Origin of the sequence: Peterkaempfera griseoplana (assembly GCF_001418575.1) — a bacterium.
Lineage (GTDB): Bacteria > Actinomycetota > Actinomycetes > Streptomycetales > Streptomycetaceae > Peterkaempfera > Peterkaempfera griseoplana.
Genome location: NZ_LIQR01000204.1, coordinates 1 through 15,375, shown reverse-complemented (window position 1 = coordinate 15,375; position 15,375 = coordinate 1). Strand labels below are relative to the sequence as shown.

Genomic DNA, 15,375 nt, shown 5'->3' with positions numbered 1-15,375 from the left:
GGCGGCCACCGCCATCGAGGCCGCGGTGAGCAGCCGTCCGGTCCTGCCTGTCCGGCGGTGCGAGACCGGTGGCGGTACCGCGTGCTGGGGCGGCAGTTCGGCCCGCGGCGGCGAGGCCCCGTGACCGGCCGGGCGGGGGGACCCCGGGCCCGGGGGCGCGGGCGGTCCGGGCGAGGGCGCCGTCCGGGTGGCGAGGCCCGCCCTCGGGACCTCCTCCGCGGCCGCCGCGGTCTCCGGCAGCTCCTCGAACGGTGTGTGCCGCAGCAGTCCGGGCAGCGGGGCGAGCTGGACCAGCTCCTCCCGGCAGCGCGGGCAGCCGGCGAGATGCCGTTCGAGCGCCGTGCGCTCCCCGCCGTCGAGCGCTCCGAGCAGATAGGCGCCCAGAGACACGCTCTCCTCGCACGTCATGGTGCTGTCACCCCTCGTTCCTCCAGCACGTTCCGCAGTGCCCGCAGTGCGTAGTAGCAGCGCGACTTGACCGTCCCCGCAGGTATGCCCAGCTGCTGCGCGGCCTCCGCCACCGTACGCCGCAGGTAGTACACCTGGACCAGGACCGCGCGGTGGTCCGGTCGCAGTCCGCGCAGCGCCTCCGCCATCTGCCAGCTCTCCAGCATCCGGTCCAGCTCGTCCTCGCCGCGTCCGGGCGGCTCCTCCTCGCCCAGCGGGCTCTCCGGCGGCCTCGCCTGGGTCCGGCGGAAGGCGGAGACCACCAGGTTGTGGGCGACCGTGTGGAGCCACGGGCCGGCGCGGTCCGGGTCCAGGGTGGCCCGGTGCTGCCACGCCCGCAGGAACGTCTCCTGCACCAGGTCCTCCGCTCGCTGGTAGTCGCCGTGCAGCAGTCGCAGGACGTGGCCCAGGACCGAGCGTCCGTACCGTGCGTAGAGTGCGCGCACCCACTCCGAGTCGTTGTGGGCCGTCGTCATTGCTGTGGCTGTCTGCTGCATGGGTCCAGTACGCCCGGTGCCGCAGACCGGTTCAAGGCACCCTAGATTCCCTTAAGGATGCCCTGAGGCTGCGGTTATGACATCGGCTCAGCCGTGCGCAGAACCAGCAGGGACCGGCTGCGGACGGTGAGTTCGGCGCCCGCCGCGGGCCGTCCCGCCGGCTCCGCGGACTGCTCCTCCAGCGAGGTGTCCAGCACCGTCCGCCAGCCGTTCGCCCACGGCTCGCCGGGCAGGGTGAAGACCACGTCCTCGTGCCAGGCGTTGAGCAGCAGCAGAAAGCTGCGGTCCAGGACCGGAAGCCCGGCCGGGTCGCGCTCGCCGATGTCCTCCCCGGAGAGGAACATCCCGAGGGCGCCCGTCGGCGCGTACCAGTCCGCCTCGGTCATCTCCCGCCCCCCGGTGGTGAACCAGGCCAGGTCGCGCAGCCCGCCGGGGTGCGCGGGCAGCCCGGAGAAGAAGGCCCGCTGGCGCAGCACCGGGTGTGAGCGCCGCAGCCGCACCAGCCGCGCGGTGAGGTCGAAGAGCGAGCGCCAGCCGGGGTCCTCCAGCAGGGACCAGTCGACCCAGCCGATCTCGTTGTCCTGGCAGTAGGCGTTGTTGTTGCCGCCCTGGGTGCGCCCCATCTCGTCGCCGGCCACCAGCATCGGCACTCCGGCCGACAGCAGCAGGGTGGCCAGCATGTTGCGCAGCTGGCGGCGGCGCAGCGCGTTGATCTGCCGGTCGTCGGTCTCGCCCTCGTGGCCGCAGTTCCAGGAGCGGTTGTCGTCGGTGCCGTCGCGGTTGTCCTCGCCGTTCTCCTCGTTGTGCTTGTGGTCGTAGGAGACCAGGTCGCGCAGGGTGAAACCGTCATGCGCGGTGACGAAGTTGACGGACGCGTAGGGGCGGCGGCCGCCGCGCTGGTACAGGTCGGAGGAGCCGGACAGCCGGTAGCCGAGCTCCCGCACGTCGGGGCGGGCGCCGCGCCAGAAGTCCCGCACGGTGTCGCGGTACTTGTCGTTCCACTCGGCCCACAGCGGGGGGAACCCCCCGACCTGGTAGCCGCCGGGGGCGACGTCCCAGGGCTCGGCGATGAGCTTGACCCGGCTGAGCACCGGGTCCTGCGAGACCGCCGCCAGGAACGGCGAGTGCATGTCCACGCCGTCGCTGCCGCGGGCCAGCGCCGCGGCCAGGTCGAAGCGGAAGCCGTCCACCCCCATCTCGGCCACCCAGTAGCGCAGTGAGTCGGTGATCAGCCGCACCACGTGGGGCTGCCGGGTGTCCAGGGTGTTGCCGCAGCCGGTGTAGTCCGCGTAGCCGCGCCGGTGCAGCGGCGGCAGCCGGTAGTAGGCGGCGTTGTCGATACCGCGGAAGGAGAGCGTGGGACCGCCGGCGCCGCCCTCGGCGGTGTGGTTGTACACCACGTCCAGGATCACCTCGATCCCGGCGGCGTGCAGTGCCCGGACCATCCGCTTGAACTCGCCCACCTGCTGCCCTCGGGTGCCCGAGGAGGAGTAGCCGGCGTGCGGCGCGAAGTAGGCCAGGGTGTTGTAGCCCCAGTGGTTGCGCAGCCCCCGGCGCTGCAGATGGTCCTCGGAGGCGTACTGGTGGACCGGGAGCAGCTCCACCGCGGTGACCCCCAGGCGGACCAGGTGCTCGATCGCCGCCGGGTGGGCCAGCCCGGCGTAGGTGCCGCGCAGCGGCTCGGGGACGCCGGGGTGGCGCATGGTGAAACCGCGCACATGCAGCTCGTAGATCACCGTCTCCGCCCACGGCGTCTTGGGGCGGCGGTCGTCCTCCCAGTCGTCGTCGTCCTGCACCACCACGGCCTTGGGGACGTACGGGGCGGAGTCCCGGTTGTCCCGCACGGTGTCGGCGACGTCGGCCTCCGGCCAGTCGCGGACCGAACCGCACTGGGCGTCATGGCTGCGCAGCTCCCCGTCGACGGCCCTGGCGTAGGGGTCCAGCAGCAGCTTGGCGGGGTTCCAGCGGGCGCCGGTCCACGGGTCCCAGCGGCCGTGCACCCGGAAGCCGTAGCGGTGGCCCGGCCGCACCCCCGGCAGGAAACCGTGCCAGGTCTGGAAGGTCTGCTCGGTGAGCGCGCAGCGGGTCTCGGTGCCGTCCTCGTCGAAGAGGCAGAGTTCGACGGCCTCCGCCCCGGCCGCCCAGAGCGCGAAGTTGGTCCCCGGTGTGCCGTCCGCGGCCGTCCGGAACCGGGCGCCCAGCGGCTGCCAGCTCCCCGGCCAGACGGACTCCGGCGCAGCGGCGCGGGTCCGCGCAGCGCGGGGTGGGTCCGCGACCAGCCGCAGATCGGCGCGGTCCGGCCCCGGGCGTGGGTCGGCGCCGGTGCGGTCCTCGTGCGGTCCGCCGACCTGCTGCCATGCCGCCATGGCGCACCCTCCCGCCGCGGGGCGTCCCGTGCCCCGTCACTCCTTGTTTCCCCAGATCGGGGCCGCATGTCACGCATGGAATCCGTCAGCGACGGTGTGTGAGCACCCCGCTGCTTTGGGTGACGCCGCCGTGTCCCCGGCGCTGTACGGCTCGTTGGGCCCGGCGCCGGGGTGAGTGCCCGGCGCGGTCGGCACCGGAGCGATCGGCCGTCCGAGGGAGTCCAGGGAGGGGCCGGGATGCATCCCGGAAGCACCGAGCGGCGCCGCCGTTCCACCCGCGCGGCCGTCTGCGGCGTCCTGCTGGCCGCCACCGCGGCGCTGGGATGCGACCCTTTGCTCACCGTCGGCCGCCCCTCCTCGGAGGGAGTGCCGCAGATCTCGCGGGCCGTGGTCGCGACGATCCCCGCGGACGGTGCGAGCCAGGTGGCGCCGACGGGCGCGGTCCGGGTCACGGTGGCGGACGGCCGGCTGGTCTCGGTACGGCTGGCCGACGACCAGGGGCGCACCGTGCCCGGCCGGACGGCTCCCGACGGCAGGTCCTGGGAGCCGGCGGCCCCGCTGGCCCTCTCCACCCACTACACCCTGGACGCCGTCGCCCGGGACGCCGGCGGTCTGGCCGCCGCCCGCCACGCCGCCTTCTCCACCCTGGTCCCGCAGCACACCTTCGTGGCGTTCTTCACACCCGAGGACGGCTCCGTCGTCGGCGTGGGGATGCCGGTCTCGCTGCGCTTCTCCCGGCCGATCACCGCCCGCGACGCGGTGGAGCGGGCGGTGAGGGTCACCGCCGACCCGCCCGTCCCGGTGCGGCTGCACTGGTTCGGGAACCAGCGGCTGGACTTCCGGCCGAAGTACTTCTGGCGCCCCGGCACCCGGGTCACCCTCGGCCTGCGGCTGGCGGACCTGGAGGGCGCCCCGGGCGTCTACGGGGTGCAGCGCAAGGAGGTGCGGTACAGCATCGGCCGCTCCCAGGTCTCCACCGTGGATGTGGGCGCCCGGACCATGGCGGTCAGGCGCGGCGGGCGGCTGCTGCGCACCCTGCCGGTCTCGGCGGGCAGCACGGACCACCCGACCTACAACGGCTATCTGGTGATCTCCGAGAAGTACCCGGTGACCAGGATGAACTCCCTCACCGTCGGGCTGGGCAGCGAGTACGACATCCCCGATGTGCCGCACGCGCTGCGGCTGACCGGCTCGGGCACCTTCATCCACGGCAACTACTGGGCGCCCCGCACGGTCTTCGGCGTTCGCAACACCAGTCACGGCTGCGTGGGCCTGGCCGACATCAAGGGCGGCGGGCCACACACCGACGCGGGCTGGTTCTTCGACCACTCGCTGCCGGGGGATGTGGTTCTGGTCACCGGCTCGCCCGACCGCACCGTCGAGCCCGACAACGGCCTGAACGGCTGGAACCTGCCCTGGGCGCAGTGGCGGCCGCAGCCCGGCTGAGCCGGGTTCCCCTGCTCCCTCGCAGAGGGTTCTCAGGTCCTCCCGTTATCCTCGGAGACCCCGCCGCGCGAAACGAATCGCGACCCGATGCAACCGGGCCGTACCTCCGCGCGTGTATTGAGGATGGAAACCGGGAGGGGAGCACACACGTGAAGCCGGAACAGGCGGCAGCCGCCGCGATACGCACGCGCACCGCACGCGGCCGGAGCCGGGGCGCCATGACAGGCGTGCTGGCACTGCTGCTGGGTGCGCTGTTGGCGCTGGTGACGGCCTGCAGCTCCGGCGGTGCGAAGTCCTCGGACTCGTCCGCCGGGCAGGCGGGCGCGGACAAGGGCGCCAGCCAGGCCGACAAGGCCGCCGCAGAGAAGACCTCCGAGGCTGTGGTGTCCATCACGCCCAAGGACGGCACCAACAACGTCGCCACCCGCGGCGGCCTCAAGGTGACGGTCGCCAAGGGCAAGCTGACCTCGGTCAAGGTCACCTCGGAGGCCGGCAGGACGGTCGACGGCAAGCTGGCCGCCGACGGCAGCAGCTGGACCCCGTCCGACGTGCTCAACACCGGGACCAAGTACTCGGTGGAGGCGCACGCCAAGGACGCCAGGAACCTGGACGCGGTGGAGAACTCGACCTTCACCACCCTGACGCCCGCCAACACCTTCATCGGCTACTTCAACACCGAGCAGGGCCAGACCTACGGTGTCGGCATGATCGTCTCGCTGAACTTCAACAAGGCGATCACCAACAAGAAGGACGTCCTGGACCACATCAAGGTCACCTCCAACCCGTCGCTGGACGTCGTCGGCCACTGGGCCGGCAACCAGCGGCTGGACTTCCGTCCGGAGAACTACTGGCCGGCCGGCACCAAGGTCACCCTGAGCCTGCGGCTCAACGGCGTGCAGGGCGCCTCCGGCGTCTACGGCGTGCAGTCCAAGGATGTGACGTTCACCATCGGCCGGTCGCAGATCAGCCATGTGAACGCCGAGACGCACACCATGGTGATAAAGAAGAACGGCTCGGTGCTCCGCACCATCCCGATCTCGGCCGGCGCCCCCGACCACACCACCTACAACGGCCGGATGGTCATCTCCGAGAAGTACGTCCAGACCCGGATGAACGGCGACACCGTCGGCTTCAAGGGCGAGTACGACATCAAGGACGTGCCGCATGCCATGCGGCTCACCAGCTCCGGCACCTTCATCCACGGCAACTACTGGGGCGCGCCCAGCGTCTTCGGGTCGGTCAACACCAGCCACGGCTGCGTCGGCCTGCGCGACGCCAAGGGCGCCGGCGACCCCAACACCCCGGCCGCCTGGTTCTACGCCCACTCGCTGATAGGCGACGTGGTGGAGGTCGTGGGCTCCCACGACCGCACCGTGGACCCGTTCAACGGCATCAACGGCTGGAACATGTCCTGGTCGCAGTGGCAGGCCGCCAGCTGACCGCAGCGTTCCGGACAGCGACTCCCCGGCCTGCGGCCGACAGACGCCCGGTCCCCCGGCACACACCGTGCCGGGGGACCGGGCGTCCGGCGTGCCACGCGCTATGGTCGGCCCGGCACTGATCACCCTCACACCGGAAAACGGGAGGCCGCAATGGAGCGCTCCGTCCATTTCGAGGTCGAGGACGGCATCGGCACCGTCCGGCTGGACCGGCCGCCGATGAACGCCCTGGACGCCGCCATGCAGGACCAGCTCCGCGAGGCCGCCGAGGAGGCGTCCCGGCGGCCCGACGTCCGCGCCGTGATCCTCTGGGGCGGCGAGAAGGTCTTCGCGGCCGGCGCCGACATCAAGGAGATGCAGGCCATGTCGTACGCCGACATGGCCGAGCGCGGCGGGCCGCTGCAGGAGGCCTTCACGGCCGTCGCCCGCATCCCCAAGCCGGTGGTGGCCGCGGTGACCGGCTACGCCCTGGGCGGTGGTTGCGAGCTGGCGCTCTGCGCCGACATCAGGATCGCCGCCGAGAACGCCAAGCTCGGGCAGCCGGAGATCCTGCTGGGGCTGATCCCCGGCGCGGGCGGCACCCAGCGGCTGGCCCGGCTGATCGGCCCCTCCCGGGCCAAGGACCTGATCTTCACCGGCCGTCAGGTGAAGGCCGAGGAGGCGCTGCGCATCGGCCTGGTCGACCAGGTGGTGCCCGCCGAGGAGGTGTACGCAGCAGCCCGGGCCTGGGCCGCCAGGCTGGCGGCCGGGCCCGCGCTGGCCCTGCGGGCGGCCAAGGAGGCCGTCGACCGGGGGCTGGAGACGGACATCGACTCCGGGCTGGCCCTGGAGCGCAGCCTCTTCGCGGGGCTGTTCGCCACCGAGGACCGCGAGACCGGGATGCGCAGCTTTGTCGAGGAGGGCCCGGGGAAGGCCAAGTTCCGCTGAACGGTCCGGTTGCGCAGGGTGTCCGCCGTGTGACTAGTGATCCTTTCCCGGTTGTGCCCACGAGGCGGGGCCGCACCCGCGATGATGGGCGCATGTCGGGCCGCGGTGAAACAGATCAGTGGCAGTGCCCGAGCCCGGGCTTCCCCGAAGAGCCCGCTCCGGACGGCCTGGAGGCTGCCTTCTTCGACCGGCTGGCGGTGCCGGCCGGCGACGAGGTGCGGCTGCCCTCGCGGCCGGAGTCGGCGGCGGAGGCGCGGCGGATCGCCCTGTCGGTGCTGGAGCTGTGGGGCATGGTGCAGCAGCGGGACGCCGCCGAGCAGTTGGTGGGCGAGCTGGTGGCCAATGCGGTGCAGCACTCCGGGGGGCGTACGGTCGGGCTGCGGTTCGTCCGGCGTCCGGGCTGGCTCCGGGTGGAGGTGCGCGACCCCTCCCGGGCGCTGCCCTGCCTGATCCGCACCGAGCCGGACTCCGACTCCGGGCGCGGTCTGCTGCTGGTGGAGGCGATGTCCGAGCGCTGGGGTGCGGATCTGCTCTCGCGCGGCAAGGGCGTCTGGTTCGAGCTGCGGGTCCGGGAGCGCTGAGGGGCGCCGGGGGTGCCTGAGCAGCCGGAAAACTGCGCGGGGCCCCCGTTGCGCCGAGGTGTGGCGTCGGGGGCCCCTGCGGTCACCGCGCGGGCCATGGGGGTGCGTGCCGTGCGGTGCTGAACGGCCGTGCCGGGTCGGGGCGGTGGCCGTTGGTCGATGGTCTCGACTATGGCACAGAACGGACATCCCAGCAAGCTGGCGGCCTGGCATTCAAAGGTGTGCATATCGATTCACCTTGAGTTCATCTGCCATCACCCCGCCTCCACCTTGAGAGCCTGGGGTTTTCCTCGGGAGATGCCGGGTAGTCGGCCGACATGGACGCCAAGGGTCCCCACGCTGCGGACCGGCGGGCGGTCGACCGCCTGGTCGAGGCGTACGGCCGCACCTATGCGGCCGACGCCGGCATCCGGTTGCACGACACCCCCGGCCCGCTCTACCAGCTGCTGGTCCTCGCCGAGCTGGCCAGCACCCGGATCCGGGCCGAAGTGGCGGTGGCCGCGGCCCGTGCGCTCTTCGACGCGGGGATGCGCGATCCCCGGCGGATGCTGGAGGCGACCTGGCAGCAGCGGGTGGACGCGCTGGGCGAGGGCGGCTACCGGCGCTACGACGAGTCCACCGCGACCCGGCTGGGCGACGGCGCGCAGCTGCTGCTGGACCGGTGGCGGGGCGACCTGCGCAGGCTCCACCAGGAGGCCGGGGACTCGGCCGCGGACCTCTCCGCCGCGCTGCGGGAGTTCCCCGGGATCGGGCCGGCCGGCGCCGACATCTTCCTGCGCGAGGTCCAGGGCGTCTGGCCCGCGGTCGCCCCGTACTTCGGGGACAAGGCGCTGGAGGGCGCCGGCCGCCTGGGCCTCCCCACCGACCCTGCCGCCCTGAGCCGCCTCGTCGGCGATCACGACCCCGCCGCCTTCGCGGCCGCGCTGGTCCGGGCCGCCCTGCACAAGGACGTGGTGGAGGCTGTCGGAGTGGTCAGCTAAACCGGTTCGGTTCATACCGTTGTGTTCATCGGACGGGCCCTTTACGCTAAGTGCCGCGCCGGGTGCAGTCGACCATTCGAAGGGTTCGACGGGTCATGGTTCCCGTCCCCGAGGCGACCATCTCGTCAGTCGATGCCGCGGTAGAAGCCCCAGGCCGGAGAGGCAAGGGCGTGTTCCCGGTCGTCGACGATGTTGCGACCCCCACTGGAATCCATGGGATTCCCCCTGAATTGGGAGTCGTTCATGAAACGTCGAATAGCCGGTGCATTGGCGGCGCTATTCGCCCTTGTCGTCCCGCTGTTCGCGGCCGCCCAGCCGGCGCAGGCCGCGACGGGCTTCCATGTGAGCAACGGCCGGATCCTGGAGGGCAACGGCAACGACTTCGTGATGCGCGGCGTCAGCCACGCCCACACCTGGTACCCCACCCATCTCTCCTCCCTGGCCGACATCAAGGCCCTGGGCGCCAACACCGTCCGGGTGGTGCTCTCCACGGGCACCCAGTGGACCAGGAACGACGCCACCGATGTCACAGGCGTCATCAACCAGTGCAAGGCCAACCGGCTGATCTGCGTGCTGGAGGCGCATGACACCACCGGCTACGGCGAGCAGAGCGCCGCGATCAGCCTCTCCCAGGCGGCCGACTACTGGGTCGGGCTGAAGAGCGTGCTGGCCGGCCAGGAGAACTACGTCATCGTCAACATCGGCAACGAGCCGTACGGGAACACCAACACCTCGGGCTGGACCGCCGACACCATCGGCGCCATCCAGAAGATCCGCAACGCCGGCATCAACAACATGCTGATGGTGGACGCGCCCAACTGGGGCCAGGACTGGTCCTTCACCATGCGGGACAACGCCAAAACGGTCTTCGCCGCGGACACCCAGGCCAACACCGTCTTCTCCATCCACATGTACGGCGTCTTCGACACCGCTGCCGAGGTCAGCGACTACCTCAACCACTTTGTCTCGGCCAAGCTGCCGATCGTGGTGGGCGAGTTCGGCAACCAGCACACCGACGGGAACCCGGACGAGGACGCCATCATGTCCAACGCCGCGTCCCTGAACATCGGCTACATGGGCTGGTCCTGGAGCGGCAACAGCAGCGATGTGGCCTACCTCGACATGGTGACCAACTTCGACCCCACCCAGCTGACCACCTGGGGCCAGCGGATCTTCAACGGCGCCAACGGCATCAAGTCCAGCGCCAAGGAGGCCACCGTCTACGGCGGTTCGGCCACGGGCGGCACCACGGCGGGTACGACTGCCGGGACCACCTCGGGTACGACTGCTGGGACCACCTCGGGTACGACCTCCGGTACCACCTCGGGTACCACCTCCGGCACCACCGGAGGCGCGGGCGGCGCCTGCACCGCGACCTACACGCCCAACTCCTGGGGCAACGGCTTCACCGCCGACGTGACCGTCAAGGCCACCAAGGCGGTCAGCTCCTGGAAGGTCACCTGGACCTTCGGCGGCGACCAGAAGGTCACCGGCGCCTGGAACGCCAATGTGACGCAGAGCGGCTCCTCCGTGACCGCGACCAATGTGAGCTACAACGGCAGCATCGCGGCCGGCGGCTCCACGTCCTTCGGCTTCCAGGGCACCTACAGCGGCACCAACGGCACCCCGGTGCTCAGCTGCACCGGCAGCTGACTCAACGTCAGAACCGGATGAGGCCCCCTCACTTGAGGGGGCCTCATGCATAGGGGGCATCGATCCGGCCATCCCGGGCAGAAGCGGGCAACGGCGCGACGTGAAGGTGCCGGCTTCAGTGGAACCGGCCCGGGCGGTCAGCCGCGGGCGGGCGCGGACCTCAGCACTCGATGACGTTGACCGCGAGGCCGCCGCGCGAGGTCTCCTTGTACTTGACCTTCATGTCGGCGCCGGTCTCCTTCATGGTCTTGATGGCCTTGTCGAGGGAGACATGGTGGCGCCCGTCGCCGCGCAGCGCCATCCGGGCCGCGGTGACGGCCTTGACGGACGCCATGCCGTTGCGCTCGATGCAGGGGATCTGCACCAGACCGCCGACCGGGTCGCAGGTGAGGCCGAGGTTGTGCTCGATGCCGATCTCGGCGGCGTTCTCGACCTGCTCGGGGGTGCCTCCGAGCACCTCCGCCAGGCCGCCCGCCGCCATGGAGCAGGCGGAGCCGACCTCGCCCTGGCAGCCGACCTCGGCGCCGGAGATGGAGGCGTTCTCCTTGAAGAGCATCCCGATGGCGCCCGCCGCCAGCATGAACCGCACCACGCCGTCCTCGTCGGCGCCGGGCACGAAGGTGGTGTAGTAGTGCAGTACGGCGGGCACGATGCCGGCCGCGCCGTTGGTGGGCGCGGTGACCACCCGGCCGCCGGCGGCGTTCTCCTCGTTGACCGCCATGGCGTAGAGGGTGACCCACTCCATGGCGTTGGCCGGGCTGACGCCCTCGGCGCGCAGCGCCCGCGCAGCCGTGGCGGCGCGGCGGCGGACCTTCAGCCCGCCCGGGAGGATGCCCTCCCGGGTCAGCCCGGCCCTGACGCAGTCCTGCATCACCCGCCAGATCTCCAGCAGTCCGGCGCGGATCTCGGCCTCGCTGCGCCAGGCCCGTTCGTTCTCCAGCATCAGCGCGGAGATGGAGAGGCCGGTGCTGCGGGTGAGTTCCAGCAGCTCCCCACCGGTGCGGAAGGGATGGCGCAGCTGGGTGTCGTCCGGCTTGACCCGGTCGGCCCCGATCGCGTCCTCGTCGACCACGAACCCGCCGCCCACCGAGTAGTAGGTCTTCTCCAGCAGCGGCACCCCGGCCTCGTCGTAGGCGCAGAGGGTCATGCCGTTGGCGTGGTACGGCAGTGAGCGGCGGCGGTGCAGGATCAGCTCGCGGTCGGCGTCGAAGGCGATCTCGTGGGCGCAGAGCAGGCTGAGCCTGCCGGTGGTGCGGATCCGCTCCACGTCCAGGGCACCCTGGTCGATGTCGACGGTCCGCGGGGAGTTGCCCTCCAGGCCGAGCAGCACGGCCCCCGGGGTGCCGTGGCCGTGGCCGGTGGCGCCGAGCGAGCCGAAGAGCTCGGCGCGCACGGAGGAGGTGCGGATCAGCAGTCCCTCGGACTTCAGCCTGCGGGCGAACATCCGGGCGGCGCGCATCGGCCCCACGGTGTGCGAGCTGGACGGGCCGATGCCGATGGAGAAGAGGTCGAAGACGCTGATGGCCACGGTGGCGGACTCCGGTTCATCCCCACGGTGGTGGGGAGCGCGGGCCCGTCCAGTCCGGGCACCGGGGGTGTCGGGACGGAGTGTGACGGGCGGGGGGATACGGCGGACGTGGAGCGGCGGGCCGGCGGGTCTCGCCCGCCCGCCCCTCCAGTGTGCCCGGTTCGTCCGGACCTACAGCTCCGGGTAGAGCGGGTGCTTGGCGGCCAGCGCGGTGACGCGGGCCTTCAGCGACTCGGCCTTGGCCGGGTCGAAGTCCGGCTTCAGGGCCTCCGCGATCACGTCGGCGACCTCACGGAAGTCCTCCGCCTGGAAGCCGCGGGTGGCCAGGGCGGGGGTGCCGATGCGCAGACCGGAGGTGACCATCGGCGGGCGCGGGTCGAAGGGGATCGCGTTGCGGTTGACGGTGATGCCGACCTCGTGCAGCCGGTCCTCGGCCTGCTTGCCGTCCAGCTCGCTGTTGCGCAGGTCCACCAGGACCAGGTGGACGTCGGTGCCGCCGGAGAGCACGGCGACGCCCGCGTCGGCGGTGTCGGCCTGGGAGAGGCGCTCGGCGAGGATCTTCGACCCCTCCAGGGTGCGCTGCTGGCGCTCCTTGAACTCCTCGGACGCCGCAACCTTGAAGGCGACCGCCTTGGCGGCGATCACATGCTCCAGCGGGCCGCCCTGCTGGCCGGGGAAGACCGCAGAGTTGATCTTCTTGGCCAGCTCGGCCTTGGAGAGGATCACACCGCCGCGGGGGCCGCCCAGCGTCTTGTGGGTGGTGGTGGTGACCACGTCCGCGTACGGCACCGGCGACGGGTGCAGACCCGCCGCGACCAGGCCGGCGAAGTGCGCCATGTCCACCATCAGGTAGGCGCCCACCTCGTCCGCGATCCGGCGGAAGGCGGCGAAGTCCAGCTGGCGCGGGTAGGCGGACCAGCCGGCCACGATCAGCTTGGGGCGGTGCTCCTTGGCGAGGCGCTCCACTTCCTCCATGTCGACCAGGTTGGTCTTCTCGTCGACGTGGTAGGCGGCCACGTTGTAGAGCTTGCCGGAGAAGTTGATCCGCATGCCGTGGGTGAGGTGCCCGCCGTGCGCCAGGTCCAGGCCCAGGATGGTGTCGCCGGGCTGGAGCAGCGCGAACATCGCGGCCGCGTTGGCCTGCGCGCCGGAGTGCGGCTGGACGTTGGCCGCCTCGGCGCCGAACAGCTCCTTGATGCGGTCGATCGCGATCTGCTCGACCACGTCGACGTGCTCGCAGCCGCCGTAGTAGCGGCGGCCGGGGTAGCCCTCGGCGTACTTGTTGGTGAGGACCGAACCCTGCGCCTCCATGACCGCCACCGGGGCGAAGTTCTCGGAGGCGATCATCTCGAGGGTGGTCTGCTGGCGGTGCAGCTCGGCGTCGACCGCGGCGGCGACCTCGGGGTCGAGTGCGTGCAGGGACTGGTTGAGAACCGTCATCAGGGGTCTTCCGGTGAAGGGGCGGGCGGGGAGACCGGGGCGGCCGCGGCGCGGGGTTCCCCCTGCTGCGGCCGCTGCGGTGATGCCGTCGGGGTTCAGCCGCCGATGAAGGCGGTGTACTCGTCGGCGCTCAGCAGGCCCTCGGGGTCGCCGTCGAGCCGGATCTTGAACAGCCAGCCGTCCTCGAACGGGCCGGAGTTCACGAGCGCGGGGTCGTCCACCACGGCCTGGTTGACCTCGGTCACCTCGCCGGTGGCGGGGGAGTAGAGGTCACTGACCGACTTGGTGGACTCGAGCTCGCCGCACGGCTCACCGGCGGTGACGGCCTGGCCGACCTCCGGAAGCTGAACGAAGACCACGTCGCCGAGCGCGTCGGCAGCGTGGGCGGTGATGCCGATGGTGGACACGCCGCCCTCGGGGGCGGTCAGCCACTCGTGCTCCTTGCTGAACTGCAGGTGCTGCGGGTTGCTCATGGCGGCAATTCTCCAGGATGGGGTGCGGGTACGGCGAAACGGGCCGGGGGACGGCCTGGGATCAAGTGAAGCGGGCGCTCAGTGGGCGCGCTTGTAGAAGGGCAGCGCCACGACCTCGACCGGCTCACGGGTGCCGCGGACATCCACGGCGACCGCGCTGCCCGGGGCGGCGTGGGCGGCGTCCACATAGGCGATGGCGATCGGCCTGCCGAGGGTCGGGGAGGGCGCACCGGAGGTCACCTCGCCGATCACCTCGCCGTCGGCCGACACCACGGAGTAGCCCGCCCGGGGGACGCGGCGGCCGTCGGAGACCAGGCCGACCAGCTTGCGCGGGGGGTTGGCCTCGGCGTCGGCGGCGGCCTTCTCCAGGGCGGCGCGGCCGACGAAGCCGCCGTCGCCGGTGGTCTTGTCGAACCGCACCACCCGGCCCAGTCCGGCGTCGAAGGGGGTGGTGGCGGTGGTCAGCTCGTGCCCGTACAGCGGCATCCCGGCCTCCAGCCGCAGGGTGTCGCGGCAGGAGAGCCCGCAGGGCACCAGCCCGCGGCCGGACCCGGCCTCGGTCAGCTGCTGCCACAGGTGCCCGGCGTCGGCCGGGTCCGCGAAGACCTCGAAGCCGTCCTCGCCGGTGTAGCCCGTACGGGCGAGCAGCACCTCGCGGCCGGCCACCGTGGCGGGCAGGCAGGCGTAGTACTTCAGCCCCGCGAGGTCGGCGTCGGTGAGCGCACCCAGGATCGCGGCCGCCTCGGGCCCCTGCACCGCGATCAGCGCATAGGCGTCCCGGTCGTCGCGGACGGCGGCGTCGAAGCCGGCGGCGCGGGCGGTGAGCTCGTCCAGCACCAGCTGGGCGTTGGAGGCGTTGGCCACCACCAGGAACTCCTCGTCCCCGGTGCGGTAGACGATCAGGTCGTCCAGGATGCCGCCGTCCTCGCCGCAGATCATGGTGTAGCGGGCGCGGTGCAGGCCGAGCGCGGAGACGAAGCCCACCAGGGCGTGGTCCAGCGCCTCGCCCGCCTGGGGGCCGCTGAGGGTGATCTCGCCCATGTGGGAGAGGTCGAAGAGGCCGGCCCGGGTGCGGACGGCGTTGTGCTCCTCGCGCTCGCTGCCGTAGCGCAGCGGCATGTCCCACCCGGCGAAGTCGGTCATGGTGGCGCCGAGGGCGCGGTGGACGGCGTCCAGGGCGGTACGACGGGGGCCGGCGTTCATGGGGGTGCTCCTCCGGTGGGCGGCTGGGCTCTCGGCAACGGGCGTGCGGACCGGCAGGGCATGCCCCAGGGCATGCGGCGGCTCGGCTCTCCCCATCTGTCGTCGCAACCTGAGAGCTTCACCGCCACCGCCGGCAGGCGGTGGANNNAGGAGTTGCTCCTTCGGCGCCGGCGTCGTCCGGCCCCGACGTCGGGTCGGGTCGGGACGGCCGGGCTCTCCCGCGCGGGTTCGAACGGCCGGTATGGAGTTGGGCGCGCCCATCATGACATGACGGGGACGGTGGCGCGAGACCGGTATGTCCGGGCCTTGCACGGGGCCTGTCCTTACTGTTCCTTGGTGTTTTCGGGATACGCGCTTGACGTTCGGATGCCGGAGGGGGGATCCGGGGTGGCAGG

The 15,375-nt window shown here is 71.9% G+C and carries 13 protein-coding genes; 6 read left to right on the top strand and 7 right to left on the bottom strand.

Annotation, left to right across the window (positions count from 1 at the left end):
• From AOK09_RS41325 to glgX, 3 genes are all read right to left on the bottom strand, one after another.
• The coding region (locus AOK09_RS41325) for a zf-HC2 domain-containing protein (RefSeq protein ID WP_217698441.1) at positions 1–390 on the bottom strand (390 nt) is incomplete at its 3' end.
• 14 nt (positions 391–404) lie between these two features.
• The gene (locus AOK09_RS16535) at positions 405–944 is read right to left on the bottom strand and encodes a sigma-70 family RNA polymerase sigma factor (protein WP_217698440.1); all 540 of its coding nucleotides are present in this window, start codon (positions 942–944) and stop codon (positions 405–407) included.
• A 74-nt stretch (positions 945–1,018) separates the two neighbouring features.
• Positions 1,019–3,310, bottom strand: a complete 2,292-nt coding sequence (gene glgX / locus AOK09_RS16530; protein ID WP_079063122.1) for a glycogen debranching protein GlgX — start codon at positions 3,308–3,310, stop codon at positions 1,019–1,021.
• Positions 3,311–3,547: 237 nt separating this feature from the next.
• Here glgX and AOK09_RS16525 point away from each other — a divergent pair, with 237 nt between their 5' ends.
• The 6 genes from AOK09_RS16525 to AOK09_RS16500 all read left to right on the top strand — a co-directional run bounded on the left by AOK09_RS16525 (position 3,548) and on the right by AOK09_RS16500 (position 10,336).
• Positions 3,548–4,756: a L,D-transpeptidase gene (locus AOK09_RS16525; protein ID WP_055587976.1), complete on the top strand. Its 1,209-nt coding sequence runs from the start codon at positions 3,548–3,550 to the stop codon at positions 4,754–4,756.
• A 218-nt stretch (positions 4,757–4,974) separates the two neighbouring features.
• Complete coding sequence (locus AOK09_RS16520) at positions 4,975–6,195, top strand: L,D-transpeptidase (RefSeq protein ID WP_079063123.1); 1,221 nt, start codon at positions 4,975–4,977, stop codon at positions 6,193–6,195.
• Positions 6,196–6,348: 153 nt separating this feature from the next.
• Complete coding sequence (locus AOK09_RS16515) at positions 6,349–7,122, top strand: enoyl-CoA hydratase/isomerase family protein (protein ID WP_055587974.1); 774 nt, start codon at positions 6,349–6,351, stop codon at positions 7,120–7,122.
• A gap of 92 nt (positions 7,123–7,214) precedes the next feature.
• A complete protein-coding gene (locus tag AOK09_RS16510) occupies positions 7,215–7,703 on the top strand; it encodes an ATP-binding protein (RefSeq protein ID WP_107101355.1) in 489 nt (162 codons plus the stop codon).
• A 317-nt stretch (positions 7,704–8,020) separates the two neighbouring features.
• Positions 8,021–8,683, top strand: coding sequence for a hypothetical protein (locus AOK09_RS16505; RefSeq protein WP_055587973.1), 663 nt, complete (start codon positions 8,021–8,023; stop codon positions 8,681–8,683).
• A 243-nt stretch (positions 8,684–8,926) separates the two neighbouring features.
• Positions 8,927–10,336, top strand: a complete 1,410-nt coding sequence (locus AOK09_RS16500; RefSeq protein WP_055587972.1) for a cellulase family glycosylhydrolase — start codon at positions 8,927–8,929, stop codon at positions 10,334–10,336.
• 160 nt (positions 10,337–10,496) lie between these two features.
• Here the strand turns inward: AOK09_RS16500 and AOK09_RS16495 are convergent, their stop codons facing one another.
• The 4 genes from AOK09_RS16495 to gcvT form a co-directional block, all read right to left on the bottom strand.
• Positions 10,497–11,864, bottom strand: coding sequence for an L-serine ammonia-lyase (locus tag AOK09_RS16495; protein ID WP_055587971.1), 1,368 nt, complete (start codon positions 11,862–11,864; stop codon positions 10,497–10,499).
• A gap of 171 nt (positions 11,865–12,035) precedes the next feature.
• A complete protein-coding gene (locus AOK09_RS16490) occupies positions 12,036–13,304 on the bottom strand; it encodes a serine hydroxymethyltransferase (protein WP_055587970.1) in 1,269 nt (422 codons plus the stop codon).
• 95 nt (positions 13,305–13,399) lie between these two features.
• Positions 13,400–13,777 (bottom strand): glycine cleavage system protein GcvH, encoded by a 378-nt coding sequence (gcvH, locus tag AOK09_RS16485; RefSeq protein ID WP_055587969.1) that lies wholly within the window; start codon positions 13,775–13,777, stop codon positions 13,400–13,402.
• Positions 13,778–13,855: 78 nt separating this feature from the next.
• Positions 13,856–14,980, bottom strand: coding sequence for a glycine cleavage system aminomethyltransferase GcvT (gcvT, locus tag AOK09_RS16480; RefSeq protein ID WP_055587968.1), 1,125 nt, complete (start codon positions 14,978–14,980; stop codon positions 13,856–13,858).
• Positions 14,981–15,375: the final 395 nt, after the last annotated feature.